The sequence below is a fragment of the Spirosoma sp. KUDC1026 genome, assembly GCF_013375035.1.
Classification (GTDB): domain Bacteria; phylum Bacteroidota; class Bacteroidia; order Cytophagales; family Spirosomataceae; genus Spirosoma.
This window is the reverse complement of the sequence record NZ_CP056032.1, coordinates 506,585-532,184: the sequence shown is the minus strand read 5'-3', so window position 1 is coordinate 532,184 and position 25,600 is coordinate 506,585. Positions and strand designations below refer to the sequence as shown.

At 49.3% G+C, this 25,600-nt stretch carries 33 protein-coding genes; 13 read left to right on the top strand and 20 right to left on the bottom strand.

What is annotated here, in order from left to right:
- The first annotated feature begins 39 nt into the window (after window positions 1-39).
- From HU175_RS02295 to HU175_RS02285, 3 genes are all read left to right on the top strand, one after another.
- Window positions 40-555 (top strand): CvpA family protein, encoded by a 516-nt coding sequence (locus HU175_RS02295; protein WP_176565049.1) that lies wholly within the window; start codon window positions 40-42, stop codon window positions 553-555.
- Between the two features lie 52 nt (window positions 556-607).
- Complete coding sequence (gene rlmN, locus HU175_RS02290) at window positions 608-1,654, top strand: 23S rRNA (adenine(2503)-C(2))-methyltransferase RlmN (protein WP_176565048.1); 1,047 nt, start codon at window positions 608-610, stop codon at window positions 1,652-1,654.
- Window positions 1,655-1,816: 162 nt separating this feature from the next.
- A complete protein-coding gene (locus HU175_RS02285; RefSeq protein WP_176565047.1) occupies window positions 1,817-3,238 on the top strand; it encodes an inorganic phosphate transporter in 1,422 nt (473 codons plus the stop codon).
- Window positions 3,239-3,300: 62 nt separating this feature from the next.
- On the opposite strand, the gene HU175_RS02280 is transcribed toward HU175_RS02285, so the two are convergent.
- Window positions 3,301-4,113 (bottom strand): lysophospholipid acyltransferase family protein, encoded by an 813-nt coding sequence (locus HU175_RS02280; RefSeq protein ID WP_176565046.1) that lies wholly within the window; start codon window positions 4,111-4,113, stop codon window positions 3,301-3,303.
- A 141-nt stretch (window positions 4,114-4,254) separates the two neighbouring features.
- A complete protein-coding gene (locus HU175_RS02275) occupies window positions 4,255-5,040 on the bottom strand; it encodes a DUF3050 domain-containing protein (protein ID WP_176565045.1) in 786 nt (261 codons plus the stop codon).
- 156 nt (window positions 5,041-5,196) lie between these two features.
- Here HU175_RS02275 and HU175_RS02270 point away from each other — a divergent pair, with 156 nt between their 5' ends.
- Window positions 5,197-5,886 carry a porin family protein gene (locus HU175_RS02270; protein ID WP_176565044.1) on the top strand — a complete coding sequence of 230 codons (690 nt, stop codon included), beginning with the start codon at window positions 5,197-5,199 and terminating at the stop codon, window positions 5,884-5,886.
- A 159-nt stretch (window positions 5,887-6,045) separates the two neighbouring features.
- On the opposite strand, the gene HU175_RS02265 is transcribed toward HU175_RS02270, so the two are convergent.
- Together HU175_RS02265 and HU175_RS25070 are read right to left on the bottom strand one after the other, a co-directional pair.
- Window positions 6,046-6,420, bottom strand: a complete 375-nt coding sequence (locus HU175_RS02265; protein ID WP_176565043.1) for a hypothetical protein — start codon at window positions 6,418-6,420, stop codon at window positions 6,046-6,048.
- Window positions 6,421-6,501: 81 nt separating this feature from the next.
- Window positions 6,502-6,678 (bottom strand): energy transducer TonB, encoded by a 177-nt coding sequence (locus tag HU175_RS25070; RefSeq protein ID WP_410528593.1) that lies wholly within the window; start codon window positions 6,676-6,678, stop codon window positions 6,502-6,504.
- Between the two features lie 157 nt (window positions 6,679-6,835).
- Between HU175_RS25070 and HU175_RS02255 the strand changes: the two genes are divergently transcribed.
- From HU175_RS02255 to HU175_RS02235, 5 genes are all read left to right on the top strand, one after another.
- Window positions 6,836-7,120, top strand: a complete 285-nt coding sequence (locus tag HU175_RS02255) for a transposase (protein WP_176565041.1) — start codon at window positions 6,836-6,838, stop codon at window positions 7,118-7,120.
- 12 nt (window positions 7,121-7,132) lie between these two features.
- A complete protein-coding gene (locus tag HU175_RS02250; RefSeq protein ID WP_176565040.1) occupies window positions 7,133-7,594 on the top strand; it encodes an IS3 family transposase in 462 nt (153 codons plus the stop codon).
- The gene (locus HU175_RS02245) at window positions 7,548-7,718 is read left to right on the top strand and encodes a DDE-type integrase/transposase/recombinase (protein WP_176565039.1); all 171 of its coding nucleotides are present in this window, start codon (window positions 7,548-7,550) and stop codon (window positions 7,716-7,718) included. Before HU175_RS02250 ends, HU175_RS02245 begins: the two co-directional genes overlap by 47 nt.
- A 27-nt stretch (window positions 7,719-7,745) precedes the next feature.
- Window positions 7,746-8,015 carry an integrase core domain-containing protein gene (locus tag HU175_RS02240; protein ID WP_317167806.1) on the top strand — a complete coding sequence of 90 codons (270 nt, stop codon included), beginning with the start codon at window positions 7,746-7,748 and terminating at the stop codon, window positions 8,013-8,015.
- Between the two features lie 393 nt (window positions 8,016-8,408).
- Complete coding sequence (locus tag HU175_RS02235) at window positions 8,409-9,437, top strand: fatty acid desaturase (protein ID WP_176565037.1); 1,029 nt, start codon at window positions 8,409-8,411, stop codon at window positions 9,435-9,437.
- Between the two features lie 97 nt (window positions 9,438-9,534).
- Here the strand turns inward: HU175_RS02235 and HU175_RS02230 are convergent, their stop codons facing one another.
- From HU175_RS02230 to rpmG, 13 genes are all read right to left on the bottom strand, one after another.
- Complete coding sequence (locus HU175_RS02230) at window positions 9,535-10,548, bottom strand: aspartate-semialdehyde dehydrogenase (protein ID WP_176565036.1); 1,014 nt, start codon at window positions 10,546-10,548, stop codon at window positions 9,535-9,537.
- 96 nt (window positions 10,549-10,644) lie between these two features.
- Entirely contained in the window at window positions 10,645-11,235 is a 591-nt protein-coding gene (locus HU175_RS02225) for a 5-formyltetrahydrofolate cyclo-ligase (protein ID WP_176565035.1), read from the bottom strand.
- Window position 11,236: 1 nt separating this feature from the next.
- Window positions 11,237-12,787: a bacillithiol biosynthesis cysteine-adding enzyme BshC gene (gene bshC / locus HU175_RS02220; protein WP_176565034.1), complete on the bottom strand. Its 1,551-nt coding sequence runs from the start codon at window positions 12,785-12,787 to the stop codon at window positions 11,237-11,239.
- A 78-nt stretch (window positions 12,788-12,865) separates the two neighbouring features.
- On the bottom strand, window positions 12,866-13,189 hold the full coding sequence (locus tag HU175_RS02215) for a DUF86 domain-containing protein (protein ID WP_176565033.1): 324 nt from the start codon (window positions 13,187-13,189) through the stop codon (window positions 12,866-12,868).
- Entirely contained in the window at window positions 13,170-13,472 is a 303-nt protein-coding gene (locus HU175_RS02210; protein WP_176565032.1) for a nucleotidyltransferase family protein, read from the bottom strand. The genes HU175_RS02215 and HU175_RS02210 overlap by 20 nt, the downstream gene beginning before the upstream one ends.
- Before the next feature lie 14 nt (window positions 13,473-13,486).
- A complete protein-coding gene (gene rimO, locus HU175_RS02205; RefSeq protein ID WP_176565031.1) occupies window positions 13,487-14,794 on the bottom strand; it encodes a 30S ribosomal protein S12 methylthiotransferase RimO in 1,308 nt (435 codons plus the stop codon).
- A gap of 30 nt (window positions 14,795-14,824) precedes the next feature.
- A complete protein-coding gene (locus HU175_RS02200; RefSeq protein WP_176565030.1) occupies window positions 14,825-15,517 on the bottom strand; it encodes a hypothetical protein in 693 nt (230 codons plus the stop codon).
- Between the two features lie 7 nt (window positions 15,518-15,524).
- Window positions 15,525-16,043, bottom strand: coding sequence for a hypothetical protein (locus HU175_RS02195; RefSeq protein WP_176565029.1), 519 nt, complete (start codon window positions 16,041-16,043; stop codon window positions 15,525-15,527).
- Window positions 16,036-16,275, bottom strand: coding sequence for a HEPN domain-containing protein (locus HU175_RS02190; RefSeq protein WP_176569096.1), 240 nt, complete (start codon window positions 16,273-16,275; stop codon window positions 16,036-16,038). The genes HU175_RS02195 and HU175_RS02190 overlap by 8 nt, the downstream gene beginning before the upstream one ends.
- A 106-nt stretch (window positions 16,276-16,381) precedes the next feature.
- On the bottom strand, window positions 16,382-16,738 hold the full coding sequence (locus HU175_RS02185; protein WP_176565028.1) for a nucleotidyltransferase domain-containing protein: 357 nt from the start codon (window positions 16,736-16,738) through the stop codon (window positions 16,382-16,384).
- A 9-nt stretch (window positions 16,739-16,747) separates the two neighbouring features.
- Window positions 16,748-17,704: a signal recognition particle-docking protein FtsY gene (gene ftsY, locus HU175_RS02180; protein WP_176565027.1), complete on the bottom strand. Its 957-nt coding sequence runs from the start codon at window positions 17,702-17,704 to the stop codon at window positions 16,748-16,750.
- 149 nt (window positions 17,705-17,853) lie between these two features.
- Window positions 17,854-18,009, bottom strand: a complete 156-nt coding sequence (locus HU175_RS02175; protein ID WP_176565026.1) for a DUF4295 domain-containing protein — start codon at window positions 18,007-18,009, stop codon at window positions 17,854-17,856.
- 63 nt (window positions 18,010-18,072) lie between these two features.
- Window positions 18,073-18,258 (bottom strand): 50S ribosomal protein L33, encoded by a 186-nt coding sequence (gene rpmG / locus HU175_RS02170; RefSeq protein WP_012929817.1) that lies wholly within the window; start codon window positions 18,256-18,258, stop codon window positions 18,073-18,075.
- A 162-nt stretch (window positions 18,259-18,420) separates the two neighbouring features.
- Here rpmG and HU175_RS02165 point away from each other — a divergent pair, with 162 nt between their 5' ends.
- A complete protein-coding gene (locus HU175_RS02165) occupies window positions 18,421-19,641 on the top strand; it encodes an NADH-quinone oxidoreductase subunit D (protein WP_176565025.1) in 1,221 nt (406 codons plus the stop codon).
- Window positions 19,642-19,644: 3 nt separating this feature from the next.
- Here the strand turns inward: HU175_RS02165 and hpt are convergent, their stop codons facing one another.
- Window positions 19,645-20,178, bottom strand: coding sequence for a hypoxanthine phosphoribosyltransferase (gene hpt / locus HU175_RS02160; protein WP_176565024.1), 534 nt, complete (start codon window positions 20,176-20,178; stop codon window positions 19,645-19,647).
- Window positions 20,179-20,305: 127 nt separating this feature from the next.
- Between hpt and HU175_RS02155 the strand changes: the two genes are divergently transcribed.
- Window positions 20,306-21,520 carry a tetratricopeptide repeat protein gene (locus HU175_RS02155; RefSeq protein WP_176565023.1) on the top strand — a complete coding sequence of 405 codons (1,215 nt, stop codon included), beginning with the start codon at window positions 20,306-20,308 and terminating at the stop codon, window positions 21,518-21,520.
- A gap of 76 nt (window positions 21,521-21,596) precedes the next feature.
- Here the strand turns inward: HU175_RS02155 and HU175_RS02150 are convergent, their stop codons facing one another.
- Window positions 21,597-22,064 carry an Lrp/AsnC family transcriptional regulator gene (locus HU175_RS02150; protein ID WP_176565022.1) on the bottom strand — a complete coding sequence of 156 codons (468 nt, stop codon included), beginning with the start codon at window positions 22,062-22,064 and terminating at the stop codon, window positions 21,597-21,599.
- A 254-nt stretch (window positions 22,065-22,318) separates the two neighbouring features.
- Between HU175_RS02150 and HU175_RS25065 the strand changes: the two genes are divergently transcribed.
- Both HU175_RS25065 and HU175_RS02140 read left to right on the top strand, forming a co-directional pair.
- Window positions 22,319-22,615 (top strand): DUF2256 domain-containing protein, encoded by a 297-nt coding sequence (locus HU175_RS25065; RefSeq protein WP_410528576.1) that lies wholly within the window; start codon window positions 22,319-22,321, stop codon window positions 22,613-22,615.
- Between the two features lie 53 nt (window positions 22,616-22,668).
- Window positions 22,669-24,369, top strand: a complete 1,701-nt coding sequence (locus HU175_RS02140) for a glycoside hydrolase family 10 protein (protein WP_176565020.1) — start codon at window positions 22,669-22,671, stop codon at window positions 24,367-24,369.
- On the opposite strand, the gene HU175_RS02135 is transcribed toward HU175_RS02140, so the two are convergent.
- Window positions 24,370-25,599, bottom strand: coding sequence for a 4-hydroxy-3-methylbut-2-enyl diphosphate reductase (locus HU175_RS02135; RefSeq protein WP_176565019.1), 1,230 nt, complete (start codon window positions 25,597-25,599; stop codon window positions 24,370-24,372).
- Window position 25,600: the final 1 nt, after the last annotated feature.

Below are 25,600 nucleotides of genomic sequence, written 5' to 3'. Positions count from 1 at the left end.
CATTCACTCTTTCGCTCTTTGGCTACTCTCGATCTGCTTATGTTTATTCCCCTGGCCTGGGGAGCGTTTAATGGCTATCGCAAAGGTCTCCTTATTGAGATCATTGGGGTTATTGCGTTTGTGGCGGCCATGATCGTGGGATTCAAATTCCTGTCGTTTGGTATTGATCTGCTGAGCCCTTACATCAGCCGGGAGATGGCCAGGCGATTGCTGCCGTGGCTGGGGTTCTCGGTTATTTTCTTTCCTACAGTTTTCATGATTAACCAGCTGGGGTTCTCGCTGCGTCGGTCGCTGCGGTACACCATCCTGGGTACGTTCGACAGCGTAGCTGGAGCGGCCGTCGGGCTTTTTACGTGGCTGTTTGGAATTAGTGTTATTCTTTGGTTGTTCAGCTATATGGGCGTCCAGATTCCTGATCGTCAGAAGGAAGGCGCTTTGTTATACCCGTATATCCGACCGATAGCCCCCAGCGTTATGGACAGAGTCGTGTTGTGGATGCCGAAAGGGCTGGAAGCGGGGAAAAAGTGGAAACAGGAAAACATAACGAAAGAGTGAAAGGGCAACGCAGTCTTGGCTGAGCCCTTACGTTCTTTCACTCTTGAGATTAATGAAACAGGACATACGGAAGCTAACCGCCCCCCAGCTGAAAGACTGGATGGGCCAGCACGGAGAACAGGGGTTTCGGGCCAAACAGGTACACGAGTGGCTCTGGAAAAAATCGGCCCTGTCGTTCGAACAGATGACGAATCTGTCGCTACCAACACGGGAACTCCTTAGTACGCACTTTGAGATTAGACCGCTCACTGTCGATCAGCAGCAGCACAGCAACGATGGTACGATCAAATCTTCCTTTCGACTGTTTGACGGAAACCTGGTTGAAGGGGTGCTGATTCCGGCGCTGCGGAACGCGGATAACGACAGAATGACGGCCTGCGTATCGAGTCAGGTTGGTTGCTCACTGACCTGTAAATTCTGTGCGACGGGCTACATGGACCGGAAACGCAATCTGGACGCTGCCGAAATATACGATCAGGTAGTTGCCATCGACCGGCAGGCCCGGACGAACTACGACGCACCCTTGTCCAACATTGTGTATATGGGGATGGGGGAGCCGTTGCTGAATTATAAGAACGTACTTGAGTCCGTTGATCGGATCACGTCGCCCGATGGGCTTGGCATGTCGCCGAAGCGTATTACCGTGTCAACGGCGGGTATTGCCAAGATGATCCGTCAACTGGGTGATGATGCCGTGAAATTCAATCTGGCCTTGTCGCTGCACGCGGCCAACGACCAGAAACGCAATCAGATTATGCCCATCAACGAGAGCAACACGCTGGATGCGCTGGGTGATGCGTTAAATTATTTCTACAAGAAGACCGGCACCCGCGTTACGTTTGAATACATCGTTTTCTATAACTTCAACGATACGCTGCAGGACGCTCAGGAGCTCTGGACGTTCACGAAAAAAGTACCGGCCAAGATCAATATCATTGAATACAATCCTATTGCAGAGGCAAACTTTAAGAACACCGATCCAAAAACGCTGGATCGGTTCGCCGATTTTCTTGATAGTAAAGGCGTAAACGTGAATGTACGCCGTAGCCGGGGTAAGGATATTGATGCCGCCTGCGGACAACTAGCTGGTAAAAAGTAGCAGCCTATAACTTTCAAAAGGGGTAACGTGTTAAATTCGTTACCCCTTTTTCGTGTTGGCTTAACAATTTGATAATATCCCTCTGCCGGGTTTGCCGTACTTTTGTGACACTCACCGGCTTGCGGACTTGCCGCCGGCCTCCTTACGAAGCGAAAACAACTCATGTTCGGATTAGAAACGGATGTTTTTATCCTCCTCTTTATCAGCCTCTTTGCCGCCTGTGCGTTTGAATTTGTTAATGGTTTCCACGATACGGCCAACGCAGTTGCCACTGTAATTTATACCAACTCTTTAAAACCAACGGTTGCCGTTGTCTGGTCGGGTATCTGCAACTTTGCGGGTGTGCTGCTGGGTGGTATCGGGGTGGCGATGGGTATCGTCAATCTGCTACCGGTCGAATTGTTAGTCGATCAAAATGTTTATCATAGCGTGGCTATGGTGCTGGCGCTCTTGCTTAGCTCCATCATCTGGAACCTGGGAACCTGGTATTTTGGGCTGCCCAGTTCCAGTTCGCACACGTTGATCGGCTCTATTCTGGGCGTTGGGCTCGCCTTCTCTACGTTGCCTGACAGCCAAGGTAACTCAGCCGTAAACTGGGAAAAGGCCATCGAAACGGGCGAAGCCCTGCTGCTATCACCCCTGCTGGGTTTTAGTATGGCCATTATTCTAATGTTCGTGTTACGTCGGTCAGTTCCGGACGATGTGAAAGATTCACTGTTTAAAGAACCCAAGAAAAATACCGAGCCACCTTCCTGGATTCGCGGGGTTCTGATTGCTACCTGCTCGCTGGTAAGCTTTTTCCACGGCAGCAACGACGGTCAGAAAGGGGTGGGGCTCATCATGCTTATTCTGATCGGTATCGTCCCATTCCAGTTTGCGGTGAAACCAGATATGGACCCCGCTTTGCTGCTGCCCAACATTCAGGCTATTCAGCAAACCACTGCCGTGCTGGATTCGAATCAGCTGGCTCCCGTTAACCGGGCTCGTCTGACCAAAACCATTAATGAACTGGCGGAGCTGAAAACGATGATTGATGGATCGACGGCCAGTGGCCAGATTCCTAACGAAAAGCGACTGGACGTTCGCCGGGACCTGCTGTTGATTAACAGCAACATGAACAAAATTATAGAGGATGAAGGAGCCAATCTGAGTGCCAGTCAGATCGCAACCCTGAAACACAGCCTGAGCGAAGAAAGTGGCCTGCGCCGGTTTACAGACTACGCTCCATTCTGGGTAATTCTGATGATTGCTTTATCACTAGGGCTCGGCACTATGATCGGCTGGCGCCGGATTGTCGTAACGGTCGGGGAGAAGATTGGTAAGCAGCACCTGACCTACGCGCAGGGAGCCTCGGCCGAATTGGTAGCCGCGAGTATGATCGGTATTGCTTCGGGTCTGAAACTGCCCGTGAGTACAACCCACGTACTGTCGTCGGGGATTGCCGGTAGTATGGTCGCCAGCAAAGGGATTAAAAACCTACAGGCTGGAACCGTACGTAACATCGCACTAGCCTGGGTCCTGACCTTACCTGTGTCGATTCTGCTGTCGTTTACGCTTTATATTTTCTTCCGCTGGGTAATGTAACCCAGACGGGATCATACAAATACCACGGGGCTAGACGTATGTTACGTCTGGCCTTCATTTTTTTATTGATCTTCCTTGTGCCAGACCGGGACGTCCTGTTCAATGGCATGGCGTACCTTGGCCACCAGCTCGTCGACGGTCTCGTCGGGGCTGAATTGTAGTGGTTCTTTAAACCGGACGCTCAACAGGGTGTTTCGCTTTTTAAATCGCAGGCCCTTTTTATCAAATGCGCGCCGGAAGCCGTTGATCACAACCGGAACAACAATCGGGTTATTGTTCTTGAGCAAGTGGCCTGTTCCCTTCCGAATAGGCGCATACGGGCTGGTTGTTCCCTGGGGGAAGCTAACGACCCAGCCGTGGGCCAGCGCTTTGGCAATTTTATCGTTGGCCGACGTATCAACCGCCCGCTGCACCTCGCGTCCTTCGGCTCGCCAGGAACGTTCGATGGTTAAGGCACCCGCTGCGGATAAAATGCGGGGAACCAAACCGTTATTCATAGTTTCGGCTGCGGCAACGTAATACTGCCGGGCGCGCGGCCCTAATAAATAAACGGGTGGAACCATTGTATTCTTGAACCCCCATTTTACGGCGCAGAAAATCTGGAAGAAGGCAATAACGTCGGCGAAATACGTCTGGTGATTTGATAGGAAAAGGACATTGTTGATCGGCAGATTCTCCAGATTTTCCGTTCCTTCAATCTCGATCCGGTTCACAACCGTGTAGCGCGCATAAGTCAGTGAACCGACGATACCAATTAATAGGCGCCGAAGCAGCAGCCAGTTGCCAAAAGGGTCGCGCTCGAAAAGTCCGAGAATATCCAGCGGCATCAGGAAAGCGGGTAAGTAGCTGAATTTGGTCGGCTTAACGTATTTCATGGGTTTACAGGAATCGCACTGGCTAATAAAGCCAAAAAACTGTTGCAATGTTTTCTGGTAAAAATACAATTGAGGGCCTACAAAGAAAACGCCCGAACCGGCGCTTTGCAAGTTCGGGCGTGGGAAAATACGGATAAGTGACTAAGCTAATGCCGTCTGCTGCTGAATCTGCGCGTAAACACTGTCCCACAGCGCAATACGGGCCTGCAACGCTGCTTCGACGGCTAACGTGGCTGATTCCCATTTCTGACTATCCTGACCGCAGAGTTCGGCCGTCATGGCTTTCGCCAGGTGGGAATGATGATCGCCATCTACTTCAATGTGCCGCTCGAGGTAATACGTAAAAAGACGCAGCTGTTCGGGTGACTGATCGCGTAACTGACGAACCAGTGCGATAAACATATCTGGAATCAGGTCTTCCCGCCCAAACGTAAAAACGGCGGCTACGTCATGGAGTTGACCTTTCCCAATCAGATCGAAGGTGTAACTAACGAACCGACGGCTTCCTTCCGGCAGAGTTGATTTGATCAGCGCATCCTGCACCGGGCTACCCTGTATCAACCGATCGATGAGTTCATCGATCTGATCGGTACTGGCGCCGGCTTCCTGCATGGCCTGGCGATACAGTTCAAAATGACTCATCCGCCGTCCTTCCGGATCGACGTCGCTTTCCTCGCCCGCCACAATTTCGTTGATCAGGTAACGGGTTTCCGGGTTACCAACGGGGCGCCAGGGTACGTCGACGCAGGTCAGGTTGCGCTGAAGTTCTTTCAACAGCGACATAAAGTCCCAAACGGCCCATACGTGCGATTCCATGAAGATGCGCAGATCATCCAGTGTATTAACCGAGGTATACAATGGATGGGTCGTCAGTTGCTGACGTAATGGCTCAATCTGGTTGGAGAGCCTATCTAAGTGCTCATTCATAACAGCTTACAAACTTTTTTATTGATGCATTAATCCTTTGAACAAACATGTTGTCAAACCGTCAGATTTCACAAAACACCAGCAGCGCCTATTGCCCACGTTTTACTCAATCTACTTTACGCTGACTATTTACCGGGCTTAACGGCCGTCTTACTTATGAAACGTTTTTTGCTTGCTGGCGCTTTTGCTCTTGGTCTTTTTTCCGCACAAACATCGCTGGCCCAGGTTCAGGTCGGGGTTCGGGGCGGGGCTAACTGGGGGTTTGCCTCGAAACCTGATTTCATCGATGGGATGACATCGGCACTCCGGCCGTCGGTAGGACCAACCGGTGCTGTCTTTCTCGATATTCCGCTGAGCGAACGTGTATCGTTCCGGCCTGAAGTTGCTTACGTACAAAAAGGAGTTATGGTTCGCGAGGGTGGCACATTTAATCTCTTCAACGTACCTATCACCGTCGGCGGGAAGATTGCCTACCAGTCGCAGAATCTGGAAGTTCCGCTGCTGATCAAAGTAAACCTTGCTGATGGACCTGTGCAGCCTTACTTCATAGCCGGGCCATCCGTAGGCTATGCCCTGGACGGTCGCATCCGGACGCGGGGAACGGGTTTTCTGTCGACAAAACCTTTTGATATGGAGGTGCCTTATGGCGGTGCGATGACTCGCTGGGACGTTGGTGCTGTTGGCGGCCTGGGGCTGTCGATGGATGCAGGAGCTGGGAAGATTTTTGTTGAAGGACGTTATACACACGGCTTTACCCGGCAGATTCAGGTGCCCATCGTGAACGTCAACGTTCGTAACCGGGGAGTCGCTTTATCGGTAGGCTATTCGTTTCCCATTGGCTATTAATGAATATACCCATCATTCACTTTATTAAGCGTTTTTGTTGAATCAACATGGTCAGTAAAGGCGGAGCCACTTGGCTCCGTCTTTCTTTTTTTTACAAATAATAAAAAGATCTACTTGTAGAAGTAGCCTATTTAGTGGTAGATGATATTCTATTACAATCTATAGAGAAACAGAATAGGTCGAATTTGATTGAGATTCCAGACTGGTAGCAACTTTGGTATTGCCGCCTGTCTGTTCATCCTTGAAACTGACAATCAGGTAAACAAACTTTCCGCTTAACTCCAGATGCGAGTCGACTAACTTAGCTTTGGAGAGTTGTTCTCTGTCGGATGGGTCAGTACGTTTTAAGGCCAGTTTTCTGGCAAAACTGCGTAGTTGTTCACCTTCCAGACTGCCGATGATTTTTCCATCATCAATTCGGGCAAAAAGTTCAGTAGGCTGTATCGGTTGCTTAAGAACCAGATCGGGGGTCCGACAGGATGAAGCCAGAAGGCCGGCCATAACTAGAGCAGCGTAAACGGATTTACTAATCATAAGACAGCATGTTGGATGTGAGATAAAAACGTAATCTGACAACAAGATAGAGATAAATGTAATCGGTGATCTGTTTTCCGGCTATGTAGCGTCAAAGCTTATCGGTAAGACAAATTTGACCGATACCGGTTTTCCGTTCACGGTACCCGGAACCCAGTTAGGCATACTTGATACGATACGAACAGCTTCCTGATCGGCTTCCAGGCCCAGGCCCTTCAAAACGACCAAATCGCTAACCGACCCATCTGCATTGACCACAAATTCGACGAAGACCGTTCCGCTCGCGGCACTGGATAACGGCTGTTGGATTTGGTCAACAAACCGCTGCAAAGCTGAAGCTCCACCGGGGAATATAGTGAACCCTAAAAACTGGACCAGTACCAAAGTTGGATGACGGGCCTAAATTTGGCCCCGTATGAAAGGCAAGAGTAAACGCAAGTTCACCGCAGACTTCAAGTTGAAAGTCGTCCTTGAGGTCCTCAAAGAGAAAGACACGTTAGCCGCTATCAGTAAGCGGTATGAACTTCACCCCAACCAGATTGCCGACTGGAAGAAGCTCTTCATGGAGCAGGCTAGCCAAGTCTTTGACAGGACAACTCATCTGGCAACGACTGCCGAGACGGATCCGGCTCCCCTCTATGAGCAGATCGGAAGGCTGCAAATGGAACTCAGTTTTCTTAAAAAAAACAGGGCCGCCTGAGCGGTTGACTCCATGAGCCTTATCCAACGTCGTGCCTTAGTCGATCCGGCTCACCCGGCCAGCATCCGACAACAGTGCCAGTGGCTTTCGCTACCCCGCTCGTCCTACTATTATCAGCCTTGTCCGGCCTCAGCCGATGAACTGTTACTGATGCGTTTGCTGGATGAACAGCACTTACTAACCCCGCAGTATGGGTACCGTAAAATGACTCTTTTTCTGCGCGATAAAGGGCATGTGGTCAATCATAAACGGGTGTTACGGCTAATGCAGATGATGGGTCTGGAAGCCATTTATCCGCGCCCGAACACGTCTCAACCTGCTGAAGGCCATACAATTTACCCGTATTTGTTGCGGCAGTTGAGCATTGTCCGGGTTCATCAGGTCTGGGCCACCGCACAGGCGGCCCTGCGATATCACCTATGTACCGATGGCCGAAGGTTATATGTACTTGATGGCGATCATCGACTTGTTTAGCCGCTACGTGTTGGACTGGTCGGTGTCGAATACAATGGATGCCGAATGGTGTAATGGACTACTCAAAAAGACACTGGCTACGTATCCGGCTCCGGTCATTTTCAATACCGATCAGGGAAGTTAATTCACTTCTGAAGCATTCACGGCCACGCTGAAAGCGGCTGATATTCGCATCTCGATGGATGGTAAAGGACGAGCTTTAGACAATATTTTTGTGGAGCGTTTATGGCGAACGGTAAAGTACGAACATCTTTACCTATATGCCTATCAAGATGGTTGGCAGTTGGAAAGGGGATTAAGCGACTTCTTTACGTTTTACAACCAGAAACGCTACCACCAGGCGTTAGCTTATCGAACGCCCGAAGCGGTATTCCAAGCCGGACAGTCAGCAGAAAATCAAGTGGACAAATCAATCAACTAACAACCTCGTTATTCAGCTTTCTAGTACAGACGAAGGGGTGCAGTATAGAAGACCGGGTTAATCAATTCTGAATCAGATGGCGTAGGTGTCCTATTGCTGTAGAGTAATCAATCACCTCAAAGGCTTTAAAAAGTAAGGTATTACGTTGTTTTACTAAAGCTGTTCCGAAAAGTTTCGGGATGGGACGGATCGTACGTTGTAACTGGTCTAACCGGAAATCTGTAGCTACTGATGTATATTCTTTCTGAGATTAAAGTAGTCTACTTCGAAATTTCCTTAGGACAGTTAAAAAGCCGTTAAATGACGAATTTGACAAGAAATAGTATTCATTGACTCTCAGAATAAGTATATTTACTGAATTGTTAACTCAGCTTACTACTGGCGACACCCGCTATGGCCTCATTTAATAATTTTGTCCACTCGACGGCTTCTGAACCGCACCGTATTCGGACTCGACAAATACTAAAATCACACCCTGAAATCAAAAAGCTTATTGGGCAGAAGAACCCGACAACATTCTGGGTAATTCTGGGCTGTGTAGCGATGATGACCGGCATGGCCTATCTGCTACGTGACCAATCGTGGTGGCTTGTTGTAGCAGCTGCCTGGTTTATTGGGGCATTCCCGGCGCATACGCTTTTCGTTTGCATCCACGAAGCGGCTCACAACCTGATTTTCCGCAAGCCGGCTGCCAACGCCTGGGCCGCTATTTTTGCTAACCTGCCAACGGTATTTCCAACGGCATTATCGTTCAAGAATTTTCATATCAAACACCACGCCTTTCAGGGAGTACACGAACTGGACGCCGATCTGCCCGACTGGTACGAAGCGAAACTGATTAACAACTACGCGATCGGCAAAGCCCTGTGGCTCCTGCTATTTCCGATTTTTCAGGTCATCCGTACGTTCCGGTGTCGTGAACTGGCCGTGTTCGACAAATGGGTTATTGCTAACATTGTGGTGCAGCTTACGTTCGACGTACTGGTAGTTGTGTTCTTCGGTTGGAAAGCGCTGATCTTTATGCTGCTTTGCCTGTTCTTCTCGGTTGGATTCCACCCGCTGGGTGCCCGCTGGATTCAGGAGCATTACTTGACGCTGGACCCAAATCAGGAAACGTACAGCTACTACGGCCAACTGAATGGTGTAAACCTGAACGTTGGTTTCCACAATGAGCACCACGACTTTCCGTCGATCCCCTGGAATAAACTGCCGCAGATAAAGAAATCGGCGCCGGAGTACTACGATACGCTGAAATTCCACACGTCTTACGTTCGGTTATTTTTCCGCTTTCTGTTCGATCAGGAAATTTCTCTGTACTCACGAATTGTCCGGAAAGAGCGCGGACGGGTTACGCTGGCCGACCAGTCGAAGCCTGATATGGAAATGACGCAGCCCATTTTGAATGAGAAGGTTGCCGCTTAAGTGGCTAACCCATTCGCCTAAAAAAAGCCATCGTTTGTAGCGATGGCTTTTTTTAGGCCCGCCCAATCTGAATCAGGCGGGCTATTGTATGATGTGATTAAGCAACGGCGGGCGTTACATCAACCAGTTCATGCCTCATCAGGTATTCAGCGATCTGAACGGCGTTTGTGGCGGCACCTTTACGCAGGTTATCAGCTACAATCCACATATTCACCGTTTTGGACTGACTCTCGTCGCGCCGGATACGACCAACGAATACTTCGTCTTTGCCATGCGCTGTCAGCGGCATTGGATATTCGAACTGTTTAGGGTTGTCCTGAACGATAACACCTTCGGCCGTGCTCAGCAGGTTAACCAGCTCGCTCAGATCAAATTCGTTCTCAAATTCAACGTTTACTGCCTCCGAGTGACCGCCAATCGTTGGGATACGTACCGTCGTGGCTGTCACCTGGATAGAATCGTCACCCATAATTTTCTTGGTCTCATTGACCATTTTCATCTCCTCTTTCGTATAGCCGTTATCGAGGAAAACGTCAATGTGTGGAAGCACGTTGAGATCGATCGGGTGAGGATACACTTTCGGCACATCCGCTTTCCCTTCGCGCTCCGCGAATAGTTGATCAACAGCCGCTTTTCCCGTACCCGTCACCGATTGATAGGTTGAAACAACAACCCGTTTGATTTTGTACCGGTCGTGCAGCGGTTTCAGTGCTACCACCATCTGAATGGTCGAGCAGTTCGGATTAGCGATGATTTTGTCCTCCGGTGTCAGGGTGTCGGCATTGATTTCAGGAACGACCAGTTTTTTGGTTGGATCCATGCGCCAAGCTGACGAGTTATCGACTACCGTAATACCGGCTTCGGCAAACTTAGGGGCAATGGCCAGGGACGTACTGCCGCCAGCCGAGAAAATCGCAACGGCGGGTTTGGTAGCAATGGCATCCTCAAAGCTAACGACCGTGTGCGGTTTACCCTTGAACAGCACCTGCTTACCAACCGAGCGCTCGGAAGCAACAGGAATAAGTTCGGACACGGGGAAGTTGCGTTCTTCCAATACTTTCAGGATTTCGCCACCGACTAGGCCGGTAGCCCCCACGACTGCGATTTTCATAATTTATTTGACGATTAATAGAAAATTGACCGCAAAAGTACGGCAAAAGTTTGACGGACAGCCATTTTAACCAGATAAAGTTGGGAAAGAAATAGGTCAGGAACCGAACACCCAATATCTATCCGGCGTGACGCAGCTATTTAGCCGAATGTCAGTCTCAACCACATCGTCGATTTGCTCAATCGGCGCGAACAGAGACAGGCCAATTTTCAGGCAATGGGGCTCGCACTGGGCCAGAAAGCGATCGTAAAAACCGCCACCATAGCCAACTCGGTCCCCCTGCCCATCGAATACAAGTAGTGGAACCAGCACGATCGAAAGTTCGTCTGGTTGGAGTTCCAGCCCATCGGCAGGAGGCTCGGGAATTCCCAGGCTATTGGCGAAAAAGGGCGTTTCAGGCGTAATGACGTAGTGCCGCATACACAACTGCGCCATGTCCGTAACCGGTACAGCAATCTGAATCTGTGGGTACCGGTCCCAAATCTGGTGAATAATAGACCAGGTATCGACCTCGTTATGCCGCTGAATGGGCAGAAACGTATGCAGTACTAACCGCCGATCCGCGACCAACGAACTAAGCTGAGCCAGCAACCTGGTTGCAATCTGCTGACTGCGCTGATTGACTTCATCGGCCGATAAAGCCCGTCGTTCGGCGAGATAGTGTTTACGCAGATCTGCTTTCAACATGCTAGGATTCCAGACAAATCTGCATCCGGTAGTCGAGCGGGTTGAACGTAGCCAGTAACTTATTCAGGAACTCCTTATCATTTAGATAGAACGTCAGGTAGTTCTCGCTACGTTCCTGCGGAGTACCGTTTGGGAACAGCTCATTTTTCACGGCCATCAGTTGTCGGACGCCGGTTTCCTGATTCCGTTCCTCAGCCCGGCGCATCTTCTTCTCCAGCCGGGCAACGGCGTTGGCAAAGCGCTTGGTTTCGGCTAAAACAGCTTTTTCGAGCGTCGGGTCAACCATCATAGCCTTGCTCAACATAGCGTCAAGCGCTTTGTTGATCGTCTTGTTCTCGTTATCAAACTTAAGAATGTGCCGCGTGTGGTGCTCGACGTAGGCCCGTTTAAGCGTAATATCGTCCTGAAACAGTTCTTCAGGCGTGAGGCCCAGCCGGAGTATTCGACGCGCGCTGACCGCTGGTACGTATAGGGCAAAGTTACGGGGCATCAGCAACGGAAATGGCGTTTCATAGTGATCAAAAACCCCTTTGAGCTGAAGCCAGTACGGCACCTCCGAGGGACCACCAATGTAGGCCAGGTTCGGCAGAATCGTTTCCTGATACAGTGGACGGAGGACAACGTTAGGGCTAAACCGTTCAGGATGCTCGTCGAGCTGAGCTAGTAGCTCGGCTTCGGTAAACTGAAGCGATTTATGCAGCACCCGATACGTACCGTCGTCGCGCCGTTCGAGCCGTTCGCGAAGCTGATCGTCCAGGTAGAACAGGTTGATGTCGCGGGGAGCAATAACAGTTTTGTAGCCCAGCTCTTCGAGTTGCTCAGTCCGTTGCTGAACCAGTTCCCCGGACTTCTGGATGAGCAATTCATCGCGCATGATGGGGGCAAAAACACGCTTCAGCTCCGCGTCGTCGGCATCCAAGCAGATAAGGCCCTCTGCCCCGAACAACTCATTGATGTAATAGCGAACGGCATCGGCCAGGGTTTCGTGGCTCAGATATGCTTTTTCAAACAGGACGAGTTTTTCGGGAATCTGAACGAAGAGAGACTTAAGTTCCTGCGGATTCATGCGCCCAACCGCGCCCCGTTGTTCTGTTTGCCAGGTGTGCGTACGCCCGAACAGCGAAAAATGGTTGATCTCAGCAAAGTCATGGTCTTCCGTCGCCATCCAGTACACCGGTACGAAATTATAATTCGGGTACGTTTCTTTCAGTTTCCGAGCCAGTTTGATCGTGGTGACCAACTTGTAAATGATGTACAGTGGCCCGGTAAAGATATTCAGCTGATGTCCCGTTGTGACGGCAAACGTGTTGGTATCGAGCAGGACCGAAAAATCTGGTTTGTGGTCAATGGACTGATACTGTCTATTCAGCGCATCGACCAGCACCTTACGCTTTTTCGGGTCAAACGAGCGATTCTGGATCTGCTCCTCAAAAGCGGCTAAATCAGGAAATTGACTGTAGAAGGAACGAAGACTATCTTTCTGAGCTAAGTAATCGAGGAAAAGCGGGGAAAACTGACCGGTTGATTCGAGCGGCAGGTACTGACAGTCCATGCAGGTTGGGATTTATTCGGCTCAACAAATGAAAAACCCGCAAGGTTCGGATGTGCTTGCGGGTTGTAAAACAAGAGTTCACTCAGTAGTTATTAGCAAACTCAACTGATTCTTAAGTGTAGGTAGATTATAATGGATAATATCCCAAATCAACGCTTTATCTACACCGAAATATTCGTGAATGAGCAGGTTCCTTAGTCCAATGACCTTCCGCCATTCAATTTCAGGATTTTCGATCATTGTCTGCTTATCAACGTGGTTGCAAGCTTCGCCAATAATTTCAAGCTGCTTGATACAGGCAAACTGCATCATAGAGTTTTCGAAGAAGTCAGCAAGCTCGATTTCTTCTATGGCATCAATAGCATGACCAATACGTTGTTTATTAGCGAACCGACCTTTCATAAATCAGTTCTTTCTCTTGCTCGATAAACGGACGGATTCGAGTCGACAGACCATTGGCAGAAACTAAGTCCACAGGTTTGTGTAAGTGATCTTCGAGATCAAGTTTCATCCCTACAAATTGTAAACCAATCGGCTGACTGTAATCGAGTTCTACCAGTAGGTCAAGATCGCTCAAATCATTAGCTTCATTACGGGCATAAGAACCAAACACATAGGCCCGTACGACAGGTTTGTCCTGTAGGTAGTGGCGAATGATGGTGAGTTCGTCTGCCGTTAATCTCATAGCTAGTTCATTGGTCAAAAGACCTCACCATAAAGGTCAAACTCTTCGGCCCGGTTGATCTTGACACTGGCGAAGTCGCCTAGCCGGACGTACTGCGAAGCGGGTACCAGGACTTCGTTATCCACTTCGGGCGAATCGGCCTCAGTACGACCAATGAAGTAGCCGCCTTCTTTGCGGTCGAACAGAACTTTATAGGTCTGACCCACTTTTTGCTGGTTCAGTTCATGCGAAATGCCCTGCTGAACTTCCATCAGCGCATCGGCCCGTTCCTGTTTTATATCAGCCGGAATATCGTCCGGCATTGAGAAGGAATGCGTGTTTTCTTCGTGTGAGTACGTAAAGACGCCAAGACGATCAAATCGCATGCGTTCAACGAAATCATACGTTTCTTCAAACATAGCATCCGTTTCGCCGGGATGACCAACGATCAGCGTCGTACGTAGTGTTATGTCCGGCACCCGGTCGCGAATGGTATGGATCAGGCTCTCAGTCTTCTCACGGGTAATCCCCCGGCGCATCAGCTTTAACAGTTCGGTCGAGCCGGTCTGTAGCGGCATATCCAGGTAGTGGCACACGTTGGAACTCTCCCGCATTACATCTAGTACCTCAAGCGGGAAACCGGATGGGTAGGCGTACTGCAGCCGGATCCAGTCAATACCTTCTACGTCAGCAAGTTGATTGATCAGGTCGGCCAGATTCCGTTTTTTGTACAGGTCCAGACCGTAGTAGGTCAGATCCTGGGCAATCAGAATCAGCTCTTTGGTACCACGTCGGGCCAGCGATTTGGCTTCTGTCACCAGATCGTCAATGGAGCGCGAAACGTGACCACCACGCATCAGCGGAATGGCGCAGAACGAACAGGGACGGTCGCAGCCTTCCGCGATCTTCAGGTACGCATAATGAGCAGGAGTCGTCAGCAGGCGCTCGCCTACCAGCTCATGTTTGTAGTCAGCGCGGAGCGTTTTCAGCATCCGGGGCAGCTCGTTCGTGCCGAACCAGGCATCGACCGTAGGCATTTCAACCTCCAGCTCATCTTTGTAGCGGTGTGATAGGCAGCCCGTTACGTACACTTTGTCAACGATTCCCGCGTCTTTAGCGTCGACGTAACGGAGAATCGTGTTGATCGACTCTTCTTTCGCGTTGTCGATAAAGCCACAGGTGTTGATCACCACAATGTTGGCGTCATCCTTTTTCGACTCGTGCGTCACGTCCATTCCATTGCCCTTGAGTTGAGTAAACAGCACCTCCGAATCAACCAGATTCTTCGAGCAGCCGAGCGTGACGATATTTATTTTATTGGTACGTACTCCTTTGGTTTTCAAAACAGCAAAATTTTCGAGCGTCAGTAGTTTCTAACGCTGATTATGAGTGGCAAAGTTCGGTGATTCTGACTTTCTTACGTAATCCAGATCGGTAGTCCACGTTGACGTATGCCAGATAATTGTTCGTGGGGTATTGCTGAAAAAGCGTTCCAGAAATTCTGTGTAGACGAATCCGCTGAGAAAAATAGAATTTACCTGAACGATCTGGTTATCTACTGTATAGATTAGAAAATACCCATAGCCACCCATTAGTTTACTGACCGTCCTCGGGTCTTTTATATGTTCCTCAATACGTAGTACAGAGTCAGGCGTAAGCACCCAGTCCCGAGTTGGACTTTGTACCGTAATGCTTGGTTGAAATGGATTAAGGGTGATAGAAACGTTTCGGGTAATTGTCCAGTACTGCCAGTCGAAATAAAAGTAGAAAGCTATAAAAGCCGTAGAAGCCAGAAAAACCAGGCACAAGAAATAGCCTACTAACATATCCTGCTGAATAGCTGCATTGAACGATATCCAGGCAAGAAGCGGCATCACTACCAAAAGTATAGCCAACATGCATTTCTCAAACTGAACAAAATACTGGCGAGCCGAAAAATGATACGTTCGAATTGTCAGCACTGGAGAGTTCTCACCAATGGTTTCGTCCGTGTACCGTAATACCCGGACAATAAACCAGATAAACGGAATAAAGACGATAGCCAGCAAAATGAAGAACGTCTCCATATATCTCCTAAAAAGCAGCCTGGTGAGAGATTGTAACGCCAATGGTTACCTGGCGGTTCTTCTGTACGGTAACCGGAAAAATGTTGTTCTGACTGTCAGACAGGTTTGCGTATAAGCCACCCGGCTCCTGCACGAGTACTGAGTACTGACCGGCGGGCAAGCTCACGCAAAACCGGCCATCCTTACCTGATTTCACGATCTTAACCGGCTGTTTGTTCCCTACCGACGTAATGAAACCTTTTTCGTTCGTTTGCACCTGACTCATGTTCAGCAGCGGGTAAATCAAGACATCACGTTCAACGGGTTCACCTTTCCGGGGGGGTGCATCGGGGCTGGGCATCTGATTGCCGCGTTTGACGATGACCATCCCACAGATCCCTTGTACGACGCTGGTTTCTGACACTTCTTTCTGTGGAGTTTGTTTCTGGGCGCAGGCAAATGCCGATAAGCATACAAGCGGCACTGCCAGCCAGCGTGTAAGGCTACGTGCCCAGAATTCCCGAGAAGACAAGAGTGCGTTACGCATAGGTCGTTTTCACGTACGTGAGAAAGTTTTCGGCGATTTTAACCACTCGTTGAATTTCATCAATCGGAAAATCGCCATCCATATCATAATCTGCCATTTGCCGACGCTCAAACAGAAGAGCAAAATCGTCTTTGTACATTTCTGGAATTTCACCTGTCTTTATAAAATGCAGGGAAAACATCTCGCGAGCGGCCGAATGACGTTTTGTAAAAACATCTTTGTCTGCGAGCAGCCCACGAACTAACCAGAAAAAGCAATACTAACTTGACGTGATGGCGCCATTGGGGAATTGCGTGGTCAATAACGTTTTCGCGTTCGATAGATAACCTTCAGCCTTCCTAATGCTGTAAAACAGATCCTCGCTCATAAATGCAGACCCCGTCTTTTCGTACCTGACGATAAAAAAAACGATTTGAATTGATCAGCTGGTCATTTGAGACAACTATTGTCGAGACCTCAATACCCGAATCATCAAATACTTCACTGATCGCGGGGCGAGTGTTGGCCGCTTCCATAAAAGCCGATACCTTTTCATCGTGCAGGACAACCAGGTAATCGATGTCCGTCTCTTCATGGAAATCGCCACGGGCGTAGGAACCATACAGAATAATTTTGGTTAATCGATCGCCGTAAACGCGCTGCATCAGCCGCGTAACGTCTCTATGCACAGCCTCCAAATCTGCTACGATTGCCATAACAAGTCGTTATCGCTTAAAGAACGAATCTACAAACTCCGTCTTATCAAACGCTTGTAAATCGTCTATCTTCTCGCCAACGCCAATGTATTTGACGGGAATCTTGAACTGATCAGATATGCCGATCACAACGCCACCCTTGGCTGTACCGTCCAGCTTGGTAATGGCCAATGCCGTTACTTCGGTTGCTTTCGTAAATTCAGTCGCCTGAATGAACGCGTTCTGACCCGTCGAACCGTCCAGTACGAGCAGTACTTCGTGCGGGGCATCGGGTGTGAATTTCTGCATAACCCGTTTGATCTTGGTCAGCTCGTTCATGAGGTTAACTTTATTATGCAGGCGACCTGCCGTGTCGATGATGACAACGTCGGCGTTCATCTCTGTGGCTTTTTTGACGGCATCAAAGGCAACCGCCGATGGGTCGGTGTTCATGCCGTGCGAAATAACCGGAACACCCACGCGGTCGCCCCAAAGTTTGAGCTGATCAACGGCAGCGGCCCGGAACGTATCACCCGCGCCCAGGACTACCTGTTTGCCCCGTTTGTGAAATTGGGCGGCCAGTTTGCCAATCGTTGTTGTCTTGCCAACGCCGTTGACGCCGACAACCATGATAACATAAGGCTTCTTATCGGCTGGAAGCTCAAAGTCCTCCGTTACGCTCGTGTTGCCTGATGTAGCAAGCAGGGCCGCGATTTCTTCCCGCAAAATCCGATCAAGTTCGTCGGTGCCCATGTACTTATCTCTGGCCACCCGTTCTTCAATCCGGTTGATGATCTTAACGGTCGTCTCAACCCCAACATCCGACGAAATGAGGACGTTTTCCAGTTCGTCCAGTACCTCTTCATCAACGGTAGCTTTGCCGACTACGGCGCGGCCGAGTTTGGAGAAGAAACTGTCTTTTGTTTTCTCCAGCCCTTTGTCGAGCGTTTCTTTCTTTTCTTTTGAGAAAAAGCCAAATAGAGCCATAACTAATAAGCAAACATCTAGGGTCAAAAGTTAAAAGAGCTGTTAACCAGTCCATTGGACTTTTGCCCTTCTTTTCAACAAAGCTATAACAAAAAAAGTCCCACATGCCGTTGGGCGGTGGGACCTGCTCGTTTTCCGAAAAAACTAGGTTAGGCTTTCAGGGCGGCCTGAACTTCGTCAACCGGAACCATTTCTTCTTTGAAGGTATAAGCGCCGGTTACGGGCGACTTAACGGCTTTGATAATCTTAGCGAAAGATTTACCGTTGTCCTTCGTTTTCAGGGTTGCAACTACCTTTTTTGCCATGTCTGTAAAGCGATAAGTGGTCTATATCTGGCTTATAAACAGATAGAACAGGCCACACGTTCCTTATTTAATTTCTTTATGCAGCGTTACCTTCTTCAGGAAGGGGTTGTACTTTTTACGCTCGATACGAGCGGGGGTATTTTTCCGGTTTTTCGTCGTGATATACCGGGACATACCGGGAACACCGCTGTCTTTCTGCTCGGTGCATTCCAGAATAACCTGGATTCTATTGGCGCCTTTCTTTGCCATTGCTTAAGTTCGTTTTCTCAATAAAGAGCGCAAAAATACGAAATGCGTTTCGATATGGCAAATGAATCTTTAAGAAAAAGCCATGATTTGTAGCTCATTAGCCCATGAATTACGAATTAGTTTTTGACTTTCGGCAGTGCGCTGGCGACCTTTGACCGTAGAATGGCAACCCAAACAATTCAATACGAATACGCACCCGGGCATTTTCGGGCATCGGCACCGGGTGTTTATCGGCCCGAGATGCTCGAGGAAGGCGAAATGATTCTCAATATGGGACCGCAGCACCCGTCTACCCACGGGGTTCTGCGGCTTGAGGTCGTTACCGATGGCGAAATCATCCGTGACGTAGTGCCGCATATCGGCTACCTGCACCGCTGTTTCGACAAACATGCTGAGTCGTTGCCTTTTAATCAGATTATCCCATTCGTTGATCGGCTGGACTATCTGGCAGCTATGAACTGCGAACACGCTTATGTAATGGGTGTTGAGCGCATGCTGGGCATCCAAAACGATATCCCTAAGCGGACCGAATACATCCGGGTGCTGGTTGCCGAACTGAACCGGATTGCGGCTCACTTTGTGGGCGTCGGTACGTATGCACTGGATATCGGTGCCTATACGCCCTTTCTCTGGCTCATGCGCGACCGGGAGCACATTCAACGCTTACTGGAATGGGTCACCGGCGCCCGGATGCTCTATAATTACATTTGGGTTGGCGGCTTGTTCTACGATCTGCCCGTTGGTTTTGAAGAGCGTTGCCGGGAGTTTGTGACCTATCTCAAACCAAAGCTGGTTGAGATGCAGCAGCTCGTGATCGAAAACGAAATCTTCATCAAACGTACTGCCAATGTAGGGGTGCTTCCACTGGATGTTGCCATCAACTACGGCTGTACCGGCCCGGTGCTGCGTGGATCGGGTCTGCGGTATGATTTACGCCGGGTCGATGGGTATTCGGTTTACCCTGAACTGGATTTTGATGTTCCCATCGGAATGGGTCAGATGGGAACAGTTGGCGACTGCTGGGACCGGAACAATGTTCGGGTGCTGGAGTGTTACGAATCTATCAAAATCATAGAGCAATGTCTGGATCAGCTCCAAGGCAATTATCGCCGGACCCGCGATTATGATCCGCAGGCGGTAGTGCCCAAGAAAATTCGTCCCAAGGCGATGGATTTTTACATCAGAGCCGAAAGCGCGAAAGGAGAATTGGGCTTCTTTTTCCGGACAGACGGTAAGTCAGACGTGCCGGTACGTTGCAAAGCCCGCTCGTGCTGTTTTCATAACCTGTCGGTCATTCCCGAAATCAGCCGGGGTAGTATGCTGGCCGATCTGGTCGCTGTTATTGGCTCGGTTGATCTGGTAATGGGCGAAGTGGATCGCTAAAAGTCAGGCTTCTACCAGCACAAAAATGTCCTGTGTGTTGCGTCCCAGTCCGTCATAATCCAGACCGTATCCAAGCACGAATCGGTTCTCAATCTCGAAACCAACGTACTGTAAATCTATTGGCTTTCTGAGCGCGACCGGTTTGAACAGTAACGTAGCAATCGACAGCGAAGCAGGTTGTTGGGCCTTAAGCTGATCGCAGATTTCGCAGATGGTAAAACCCGTATCGACAATATCTTCAATCACGATCAGGTCCTGATTGGCGACCGGTTCGTTTAAGCCAATGATCTGTTTCAATTGCCCCGTCGATTGGGTGGCGGAGTAGGAGGCAACCCGAATAAACGTGATCTCGCAGGTAATTGTTAGATGTTTGATCAGATCGGCGGCAAAGATGAAGGCACCGTTCAGAACAATGATGATACGTGGCTGGCGGGTTGCGTAATCCTGATTTATCTGCCCAGCAAGCTCTTGAATCCGGGCCTGAATGGTATCGGCCGTAATAAACGGAACGAAGGTTTTGTCTTTAATCGTTAGCATGTTGGTGTCAGCGCAAAATCAAAGATACGGCCACCAGTCCGACGCCAACAAAATTTCTTTAAAAATAAGCCGGTATAAACGGACTGTCAACGGATTACGTTGATAGAAGAAAATGAAATCCTGACGAATGAATAAACTACTGTTGACGGTATGGTTTGTGGCTATTGCTGCCTTGGCAAAGGCTCAACTCTACGATCCGTCGGCGTTTGATAAAGTATATGACGGGCTGCTGAAGCATCCCGGAGTACAGATTGAGTCGGCGGAGGCCATCAATCAGATGTACAACTACAAATTCTACGAAGCCGACAAGGAATTTCGGTGGCTGCACCTGCGGTATCCGAAACACCCTATGCCTTATTTTCTGATGGGTCTGGCCGAGTGGTGGAAAATTGTGCCCAATACGGATATTACCGGTTACGATGACCGCTGTTTATCGTATATGGACTCAACGATCACGCTGGCCGAAAAGCTGTATGACAATAGCAAGAACAAGCTTGAACCGGCTTTCTTTCTGGCAGCCGCCTATGCGTTTAAAGGTCGGTTATATGCCGAACGGAAGAAATGGGCCAAGGCAACCTTTGCGGGAAAAAACGCGCTGAAATACTTCGATCAGTGCAAAGGAAGCGCTGATTTCAGTCCCGAACTGTTGTTTGGCGATGGAATCTATAACTTCTACGCGCAGTGGATTCCAGAAAATTACCCGATCCTGAAGCCTATTCTGGCGTTCTTTCCCAAAGGGAATAAGCAGGTTGGCATTAAACAACTGGAGAAAACAGCCAACACGGCTTTCTACACCCGGGTAGAGGCCCGCTACTTTCTGGTGCAGATTTACAGCACAGAGAATCAGTATGATAAGGCGTATGATATGTCCAAGTACATGTATGAGCAGTATCCGGACAACCCATTTTTTGAGCGCTATTACGCTCGCTCGGCCTTTGTATTGGGAAAACTGGCAGAAGCCGAACGGATTTCGAAAGATATTCTGGTGAAAGTGGAAAAAACGCAGTCCGGTTACGAAGGCGTGAGTGGACGGACGGCAGCCTATATTCTGGGTTATATAAACCAGTTGTTTTATCACAACCCGACGGAAGCCAAGCGATATTACCAGATGTCAATTGACTTTGCCAAGAAAACCAATGCCCTGGGAGCAGGGTACTATTGGTCGTCAGTGCTGGCGCTGGGTAAGATTGCTATCCAGGAAAAGCAGTATGACCAGGCTCAAGCCTATTTCAAAGAAGTGATGGACAAAGCCGACCGGAAGTCCAGTCAGCATAAGGAAGCAAAAAAGATGCTGGACGAGTTGAAAAAATCGCGCCGTGAGGAACGTAGAAAGCAAAAGTAACAGCCATTAACCAAGCAAAATGCCCTACGGAAACGCGTTTCCGTAGGGCATTTTGCTTACTTGTCGTTTATGCTAATCAAGGGATAGGCAGCACTTTACTTTCCTTGAAGGTTGACATGATAACCATTGTTTGAGTGCTGGCTACCTCGTTAATTTCGTTAATAACGTCCAGCATCAGCGCCTGGTACGAGGCAATGTCCTTCGAAATAACTTTCAGCAGAAAATCGCCCGAGCCCGTGATGTGGTGACATTCGATAATTTCTGGAATACTATTAACCTTGTCGACGAACGACATCGTCGTGTCTTTTTTGTGGCCAACCAGTGTTACCATAACGAAGGTCGTTACGCCCAGACCAACTTTTTCCCGGTTCAGCTGCGCGTGGTAGCTCTGGATAATGCCTGAGGTTTCGAGCTTCTTCACCCGCTCCAGCGTTGGCGCAGGAGAAAGACCAATTTCCTTTGACAACTGAGCGTTAGTGATTTTGGCATTCGCCTGAAGAATTTCTAATACATTACGATCTATCTGATCTAATTTGTGGCTCATACGTACGTGAAGTCTGATTTATATTAGTAATAGGATAGTCTGATTTAATTACGCCTTAAACAGAAAAATCTAAAAACATGTTGGATTTTTTCAAAATTCAAAACGAAAAATACGTATCCTGACTTTTAGCGGCACAAAATTAAGGGTTTTCACTTAGTAGCCAAACAGACAAGTTACAAGCGGCAACCGTGCTTGATATGACTGTACCAACGCCTGTTGTCTGGCAAAAACAGAAGGCAGCGCAGGTATGGTAAATGGATAAGTACAGAACGTTTAGAGGGCTGAAGATAGGGAGTATATCCTTACGAAAAGAGGCTATTTGTTTGTTTTGGCCAAATTTTACAATACTTGTAGTTACTAAAAATAGCTTTTTGTGTATGAAAATGCGTAAAAAATCAGATTTGCCAACGAAAATATGCCCGGTTTGCAATCGGCCATTCAGCTGGAGGAAAAAATGGGAACGGGACTGGGATCAAGTAGTTTATTGCAGCGATGCCTGCCGATCATCAGGCAACCAGGCAATCAGAAAAAAAGACAAAACCACCGCTTAATAAACGCCAACAGCCAGACTATCCTTATTTTTGGCAATTAACTGTTTTGCCTGATGCGTCGAGTTGCTTACGCTGTTCTTTTCTGTTTCCTGGTTCTATTAGCGGGCTGCCGTCGGGCGAAGCCTGTAACCGTTCGAAAAGTGCCTCCCCGGCCGGTTGCCAAACAACCTGCTCCCGTTACGCAACGCCCCAATACGGTTAAATCAGAGTCAACGACCACCAAACAAAAGCCAAGCAAGCCGTTAGTACAGGCGGTCCCCATCGAAGTTTTCGATGAAGAGATTGTTTTGCCGACACCAGCACCACCCAAACGGGAGTTTCGGGCGGCCTGGATTGCTACGGTCGATAACATCGACTGGCCCAGTAAAAAAGGAATGCTGTCCGATAGTCAGCAACAGGAACTGCTGGCGTATTTCGACCAGCAACAGCAGACAGGGCTCAATGCCGTAGTAGTACAGATTCGATCGGCGGCCGATGCGTTTTATGCGAAGAGTTCTGAACCCTGGTCCGAATGGCTGACGGGGCGCCAGGGATTAGCCCCGGAACCGTTCTACGATCCGCTGGAATTCATGATCGAAGAAGCTCATCGGCGAGGTATGGAATTTCATGCCTGGTTTAATCTGGATCGGGCGGTTGCCAGTCCTAAAGCCAGTATTGCTCCAACGAATATTATGCATCAAAAACCGGAATGGATGCTGTCGTACGGTGGGCGCAAACTCTTCAATCTGGGTGTTCCGGCAGTACGCTCGTACATTGCCGGAATCGTGGCCAATGTTGTTCGGGAGTACGACGTCGACGGTATCCATTTCGATGATTATTTTTATCCGTATGCCATTCCGGGGCAGGTATTGAAGGACGACAGTACGTACCAGGCCAATTACAACGGCATGAAAAAGGACGACTGGCGACGCGACAACGTAACGAAGCTGGTTACCGAGTTGCGGGATTCGATTCGGGCCTATAAGCCCTGGGTAAAATTTGGTATCAGCCCTTTTGGTATCTGGAAGAACCAACGTAACGACCCGGACGGTTCGGCAACCAACGGTGGTCAGTCGTACTACGAACTCTACGCCGATACCCGAAAGTGGGCGCGCGAAGGCTTGATCGACTACATTGTTCCGCAGGTATATTTCAGTTCCGAGTTCAACCGGGTTCCCTATAAAACGCTGGTAGACTGGTGGACAAAAAACACGGGTAAAGCCCAACTTTACATTGGTCATGCTGCCTACCGGGTAGGAAAAGGCTCCGAACGTGATCCGGGCTGGTGGCGGGAAACCGAATTCCCCAATCAAATGCGTTACAACCGTCAGCAGCAACGGATACAGGGAAGTGTCTTTTTCAGCGCCCGGGATTTGAAAAAAAACCCGATGGCTATTCGGGATTCACTGCAAACCAATTTCTACCGGTACACAGCGCTGGTTCCAACAATGCCCTGGCTGGACAGTATCCCACCCATGCCACCTCGCAACCTGAAAGCCGCCGATACGGCAGATGGTGTTGAATTGACCTGGCATCAGTCGGCCGAGGCTCTGGACGGCGACGGGGCCAATGCGTATCTAGTGTACCGGTTTGATGGCCGTCAGGCGCACGTTAGACTCGACGATCCCCGCTTTATCATTGCCCGCTGCAACGGCGAGGAAACTACGCATTTTATCGACAAGACAGCCGAGCAGGGTAAGCGCTATACCTATGTCGTTACAGCACTAGACCGGCTCAACAACGAAAGCCGGGAAGTGCTGGTCCGAATCCGGTAGTTAAGCGTTGAAGGGAACCATAACCTGATCGATGGACAAAGCATCCGGAAAATAACTGACCAGTTTCAGCATAATGCCTTCGACAACAGCGTCGGGGCAGGAGGCTCCGCAGGTCAGCAGTACCGAAATCGGACGCGTAGCAGGCAAGAACTGTTCAGTAACGACTTCATCCTTCTTGGAGCTATCGTAATGCCGGATCAGCGTATCAGAGAGAATCTTTTTCTCGGATTCGATAAAATAGGTCGGGAGCTTTTCTTCGCATAATTCGACAATATGCGACGTATTGGATGAATTGTAGCCTCCCGCCACGATAGCGAAATCAGCCTCGTACGTCAGGAGCGCATACGTAGCATCCTGGTTGTCATTGGTAGCGTAGCAGAGCGTGTCGCGCGTGTTCGCAAAATGGGCGTCGACCTGGTCAGGAGCCAGACTGTATTTATCAATCATGACCTGCTTCAAATAATCGGCGATGCCTTGCGTGTCAGATGCCAGCATGGTTGTCTGATTAACAACACCAATTCGTTGCAGATCACGTTCGAGTTCAAAGCCCGCCGAATATTGTCCGGCAAACTCGGTATAAAACTGCTCGGCAGAGAGCTCTGCGGTGATATACATCGCTAACCGACGCGCCTGGGCCATATCTTTAACCACTACCGTCGCGCCATTTTCCTTGCTATGCGAGAACGTAGCGCGGGTTTCCTCATGACTGGGTTTACCGTGCACTACAATGGTGTAGTTTTTCTGCCCGATCTGCCCGGCTTTATTCCATACTTTCTCGACAAACGGACAGGTCGTATCGTATTTTGCTACGTCCAGTCCGATGGTACTGAGCTGCTGCTGGGTTTCGAGTGTCGTGCCAAACGCCGGTATAATGATCACATCGTCTGGTGTCAGCTCTGCCCAGGAAATAAGCTGCCTGCCGGAAGTATCCATAATGAATTGTACCCCCCGGCTCTGTAAATCAGCATTAACGTCCGGATTATGAATCATTTCGCTGAGCAGGAAAATTCGCTTCCCCGGATTCTCGGCAATAGCTTTATACGCAATTTCGACTGCGTTCTCGACCCCGTAGCAAAAGCCGAAATGCCGGGCTACGTAGAAACGAATCGGACCAAAATCGAGTAGAGTAGGGGTGAAATCCCGTTTCAGCTTGTCGCGTTTCCGCCTGAATTCCTTCAGGGGCGTAATAATATTACTTCGGTAGTAGGCTGGGATATCGAAAGATTTCATG

Bases quoted from the DNA above. Each gene is read 5' to 3' on its own strand.
- HU175_RS02295 (WP_176565049.1), top strand. From the start codon at position 40: ATGTTTATTCCCCTGGCCTGGGGAGCGTTTAATGGCTATCGCAAAGGT.
- rlmN (WP_176565048.1), top strand. From the start codon at position 608: ATGAAACAGGACATACGGAAGCTAACCGCCCCCCAGCTGAAAGACTGG.
- HU175_RS02285 (WP_176565047.1), top strand. From the start codon at position 1,817: ATGTTCGGATTAGAAACGGATGTTTTTATCCTCCTCTTTATCAGCCTC.
- HU175_RS02280 (WP_176565046.1), bottom strand. From the start codon at position 4,113: ATGAAATACGTTAAGCCGACCAAATTCAGCTACTTACCCGCTTTCCTG.
- HU175_RS02275 (WP_176565045.1), bottom strand. From the start codon at position 5,040: ATGAATGAGCACTTAGATAGGCTCTCCAACCAGATTGAGCCATTACGT.
- HU175_RS02270 (WP_176565044.1), top strand. From the start codon at position 5,197: ATGAAACGTTTTTTGCTTGCTGGCGCTTTTGCTCTTGGTCTTTTTTCC.
- HU175_RS02265 (WP_176565043.1), bottom strand. From the start codon at position 6,420: ATGATTAGTAAATCCGTTTACGCTGCTCTAGTTATGGCCGGCCTTCTG.
- HU175_RS02255 (WP_176565041.1), top strand. From the start codon at position 6,836: ATGAAAGGCAAGAGTAAACGCAAGTTCACCGCAGACTTCAAGTTGAAA.
- HU175_RS02250 (WP_176565040.1), top strand. From the start codon at position 7,133: ATGAGCCTTATCCAACGTCGTGCCTTAGTCGATCCGGCTCACCCGGCC.
- HU175_RS02245 (WP_176565039.1), top strand. From the start codon at position 7,548: ATGGCCGAAGGTTATATGTACTTGATGGCGATCATCGACTTGTTTAGC.
- HU175_RS02235 (WP_176565037.1), top strand. From the start codon at position 8,409: ATGGCCTCATTTAATAATTTTGTCCACTCGACGGCTTCTGAACCGCAC.
- HU175_RS02230 (WP_176565036.1), bottom strand. From the start codon at position 10,548: ATGAAAATCGCAGTCGTGGGGGCTACCGGCCTAGTCGGTGGCGAAATC.
- HU175_RS02225 (WP_176565035.1), bottom strand. From the start codon at position 11,235: ATGTTGAAAGCAGATCTGCGTAAACACTATCTCGCCGAACGACGGGCT.
- bshC (WP_176565034.1), bottom strand. From the start codon at position 12,787: ATGGACTGTCAGTACCTGCCGCTCGAATCAACCGGTCAGTTTTCCCCG.
- HU175_RS02215 (WP_176565033.1), bottom strand. From the start codon at position 13,189: ATGAAAGGTCGGTTCGCTAATAAACAACGTATTGGTCATGCTATTGAT.
- HU175_RS02210 (WP_176565032.1), bottom strand. From the start codon at position 13,472: ATGAGATTAACGGCAGACGAACTCACCATCATTCGCCACTACCTACAG.
- HU175_RS02200 (WP_176565030.1), bottom strand. From the start codon at position 15,517: ATGGAGACGTTCTTCATTTTGCTGGCTATCGTCTTTATTCCGTTTATC.
- HU175_RS02195 (WP_176565029.1), bottom strand. From the start codon at position 16,043: ATGCGTAACGCACTCTTGTCTTCTCGGGAATTCTGGGCACGTAGCCTT.
- HU175_RS02185 (WP_176565028.1), bottom strand. From the start codon at position 16,738: ATGGCAATCGTAGCAGATTTGGAGGCTGTGCATAGAGACGTTACGCGG.
- ftsY (WP_176565027.1), bottom strand. From the start codon at position 17,704: ATGGCTCTATTTGGCTTTTTCTCAAAAGAAAAGAAAGAAACGCTCGAC.
- HU175_RS02175 (WP_176565026.1), bottom strand. From the start codon at position 18,009: ATGGCAAAAAAGGTAGTTGCAACCCTGAAAACGAAGGACAACGGTAAA.
- rpmG (WP_012929817.1), bottom strand. From the start codon at position 18,258: ATGGCAAAGAAAGGCGCCAATAGAATCCAGGTTATTCTGGAATGCACC.
- HU175_RS02165 (WP_176565025.1), top strand. From the start codon at position 18,421: ATGGCAACCCAAACAATTCAATACGAATACGCACCCGGGCATTTTCGG.
- hpt (WP_176565024.1), bottom strand. From the start codon at position 20,178: ATGCTAACGATTAAAGACAAAACCTTCGTTCCGTTTATTACGGCCGAT.
- HU175_RS02155 (WP_176565023.1), top strand. From the start codon at position 20,306: ATGAATAAACTACTGTTGACGGTATGGTTTGTGGCTATTGCTGCCTTG.
- HU175_RS02150 (WP_176565022.1), bottom strand. From the start codon at position 22,064: ATGAGCCACAAATTAGATCAGATAGATCGTAATGTATTAGAAATTCTT.
- HU175_RS25065 (WP_410528576.1), top strand. From the start codon at position 22,319: ATGGATAAGTACAGAACGTTTAGAGGGCTGAAGATAGGGAGTATATCC.
- HU175_RS02140 (WP_176565020.1), top strand. From the start codon at position 22,669: ATGCGTCGAGTTGCTTACGCTGTTCTTTTCTGTTTCCTGGTTCTATTA.
- HU175_RS02135 (WP_176565019.1), bottom strand. From the start codon at position 25,599: ATGAAATCTTTCGATATCCCAGCCTACTACCGAAGTAATATTATTACG.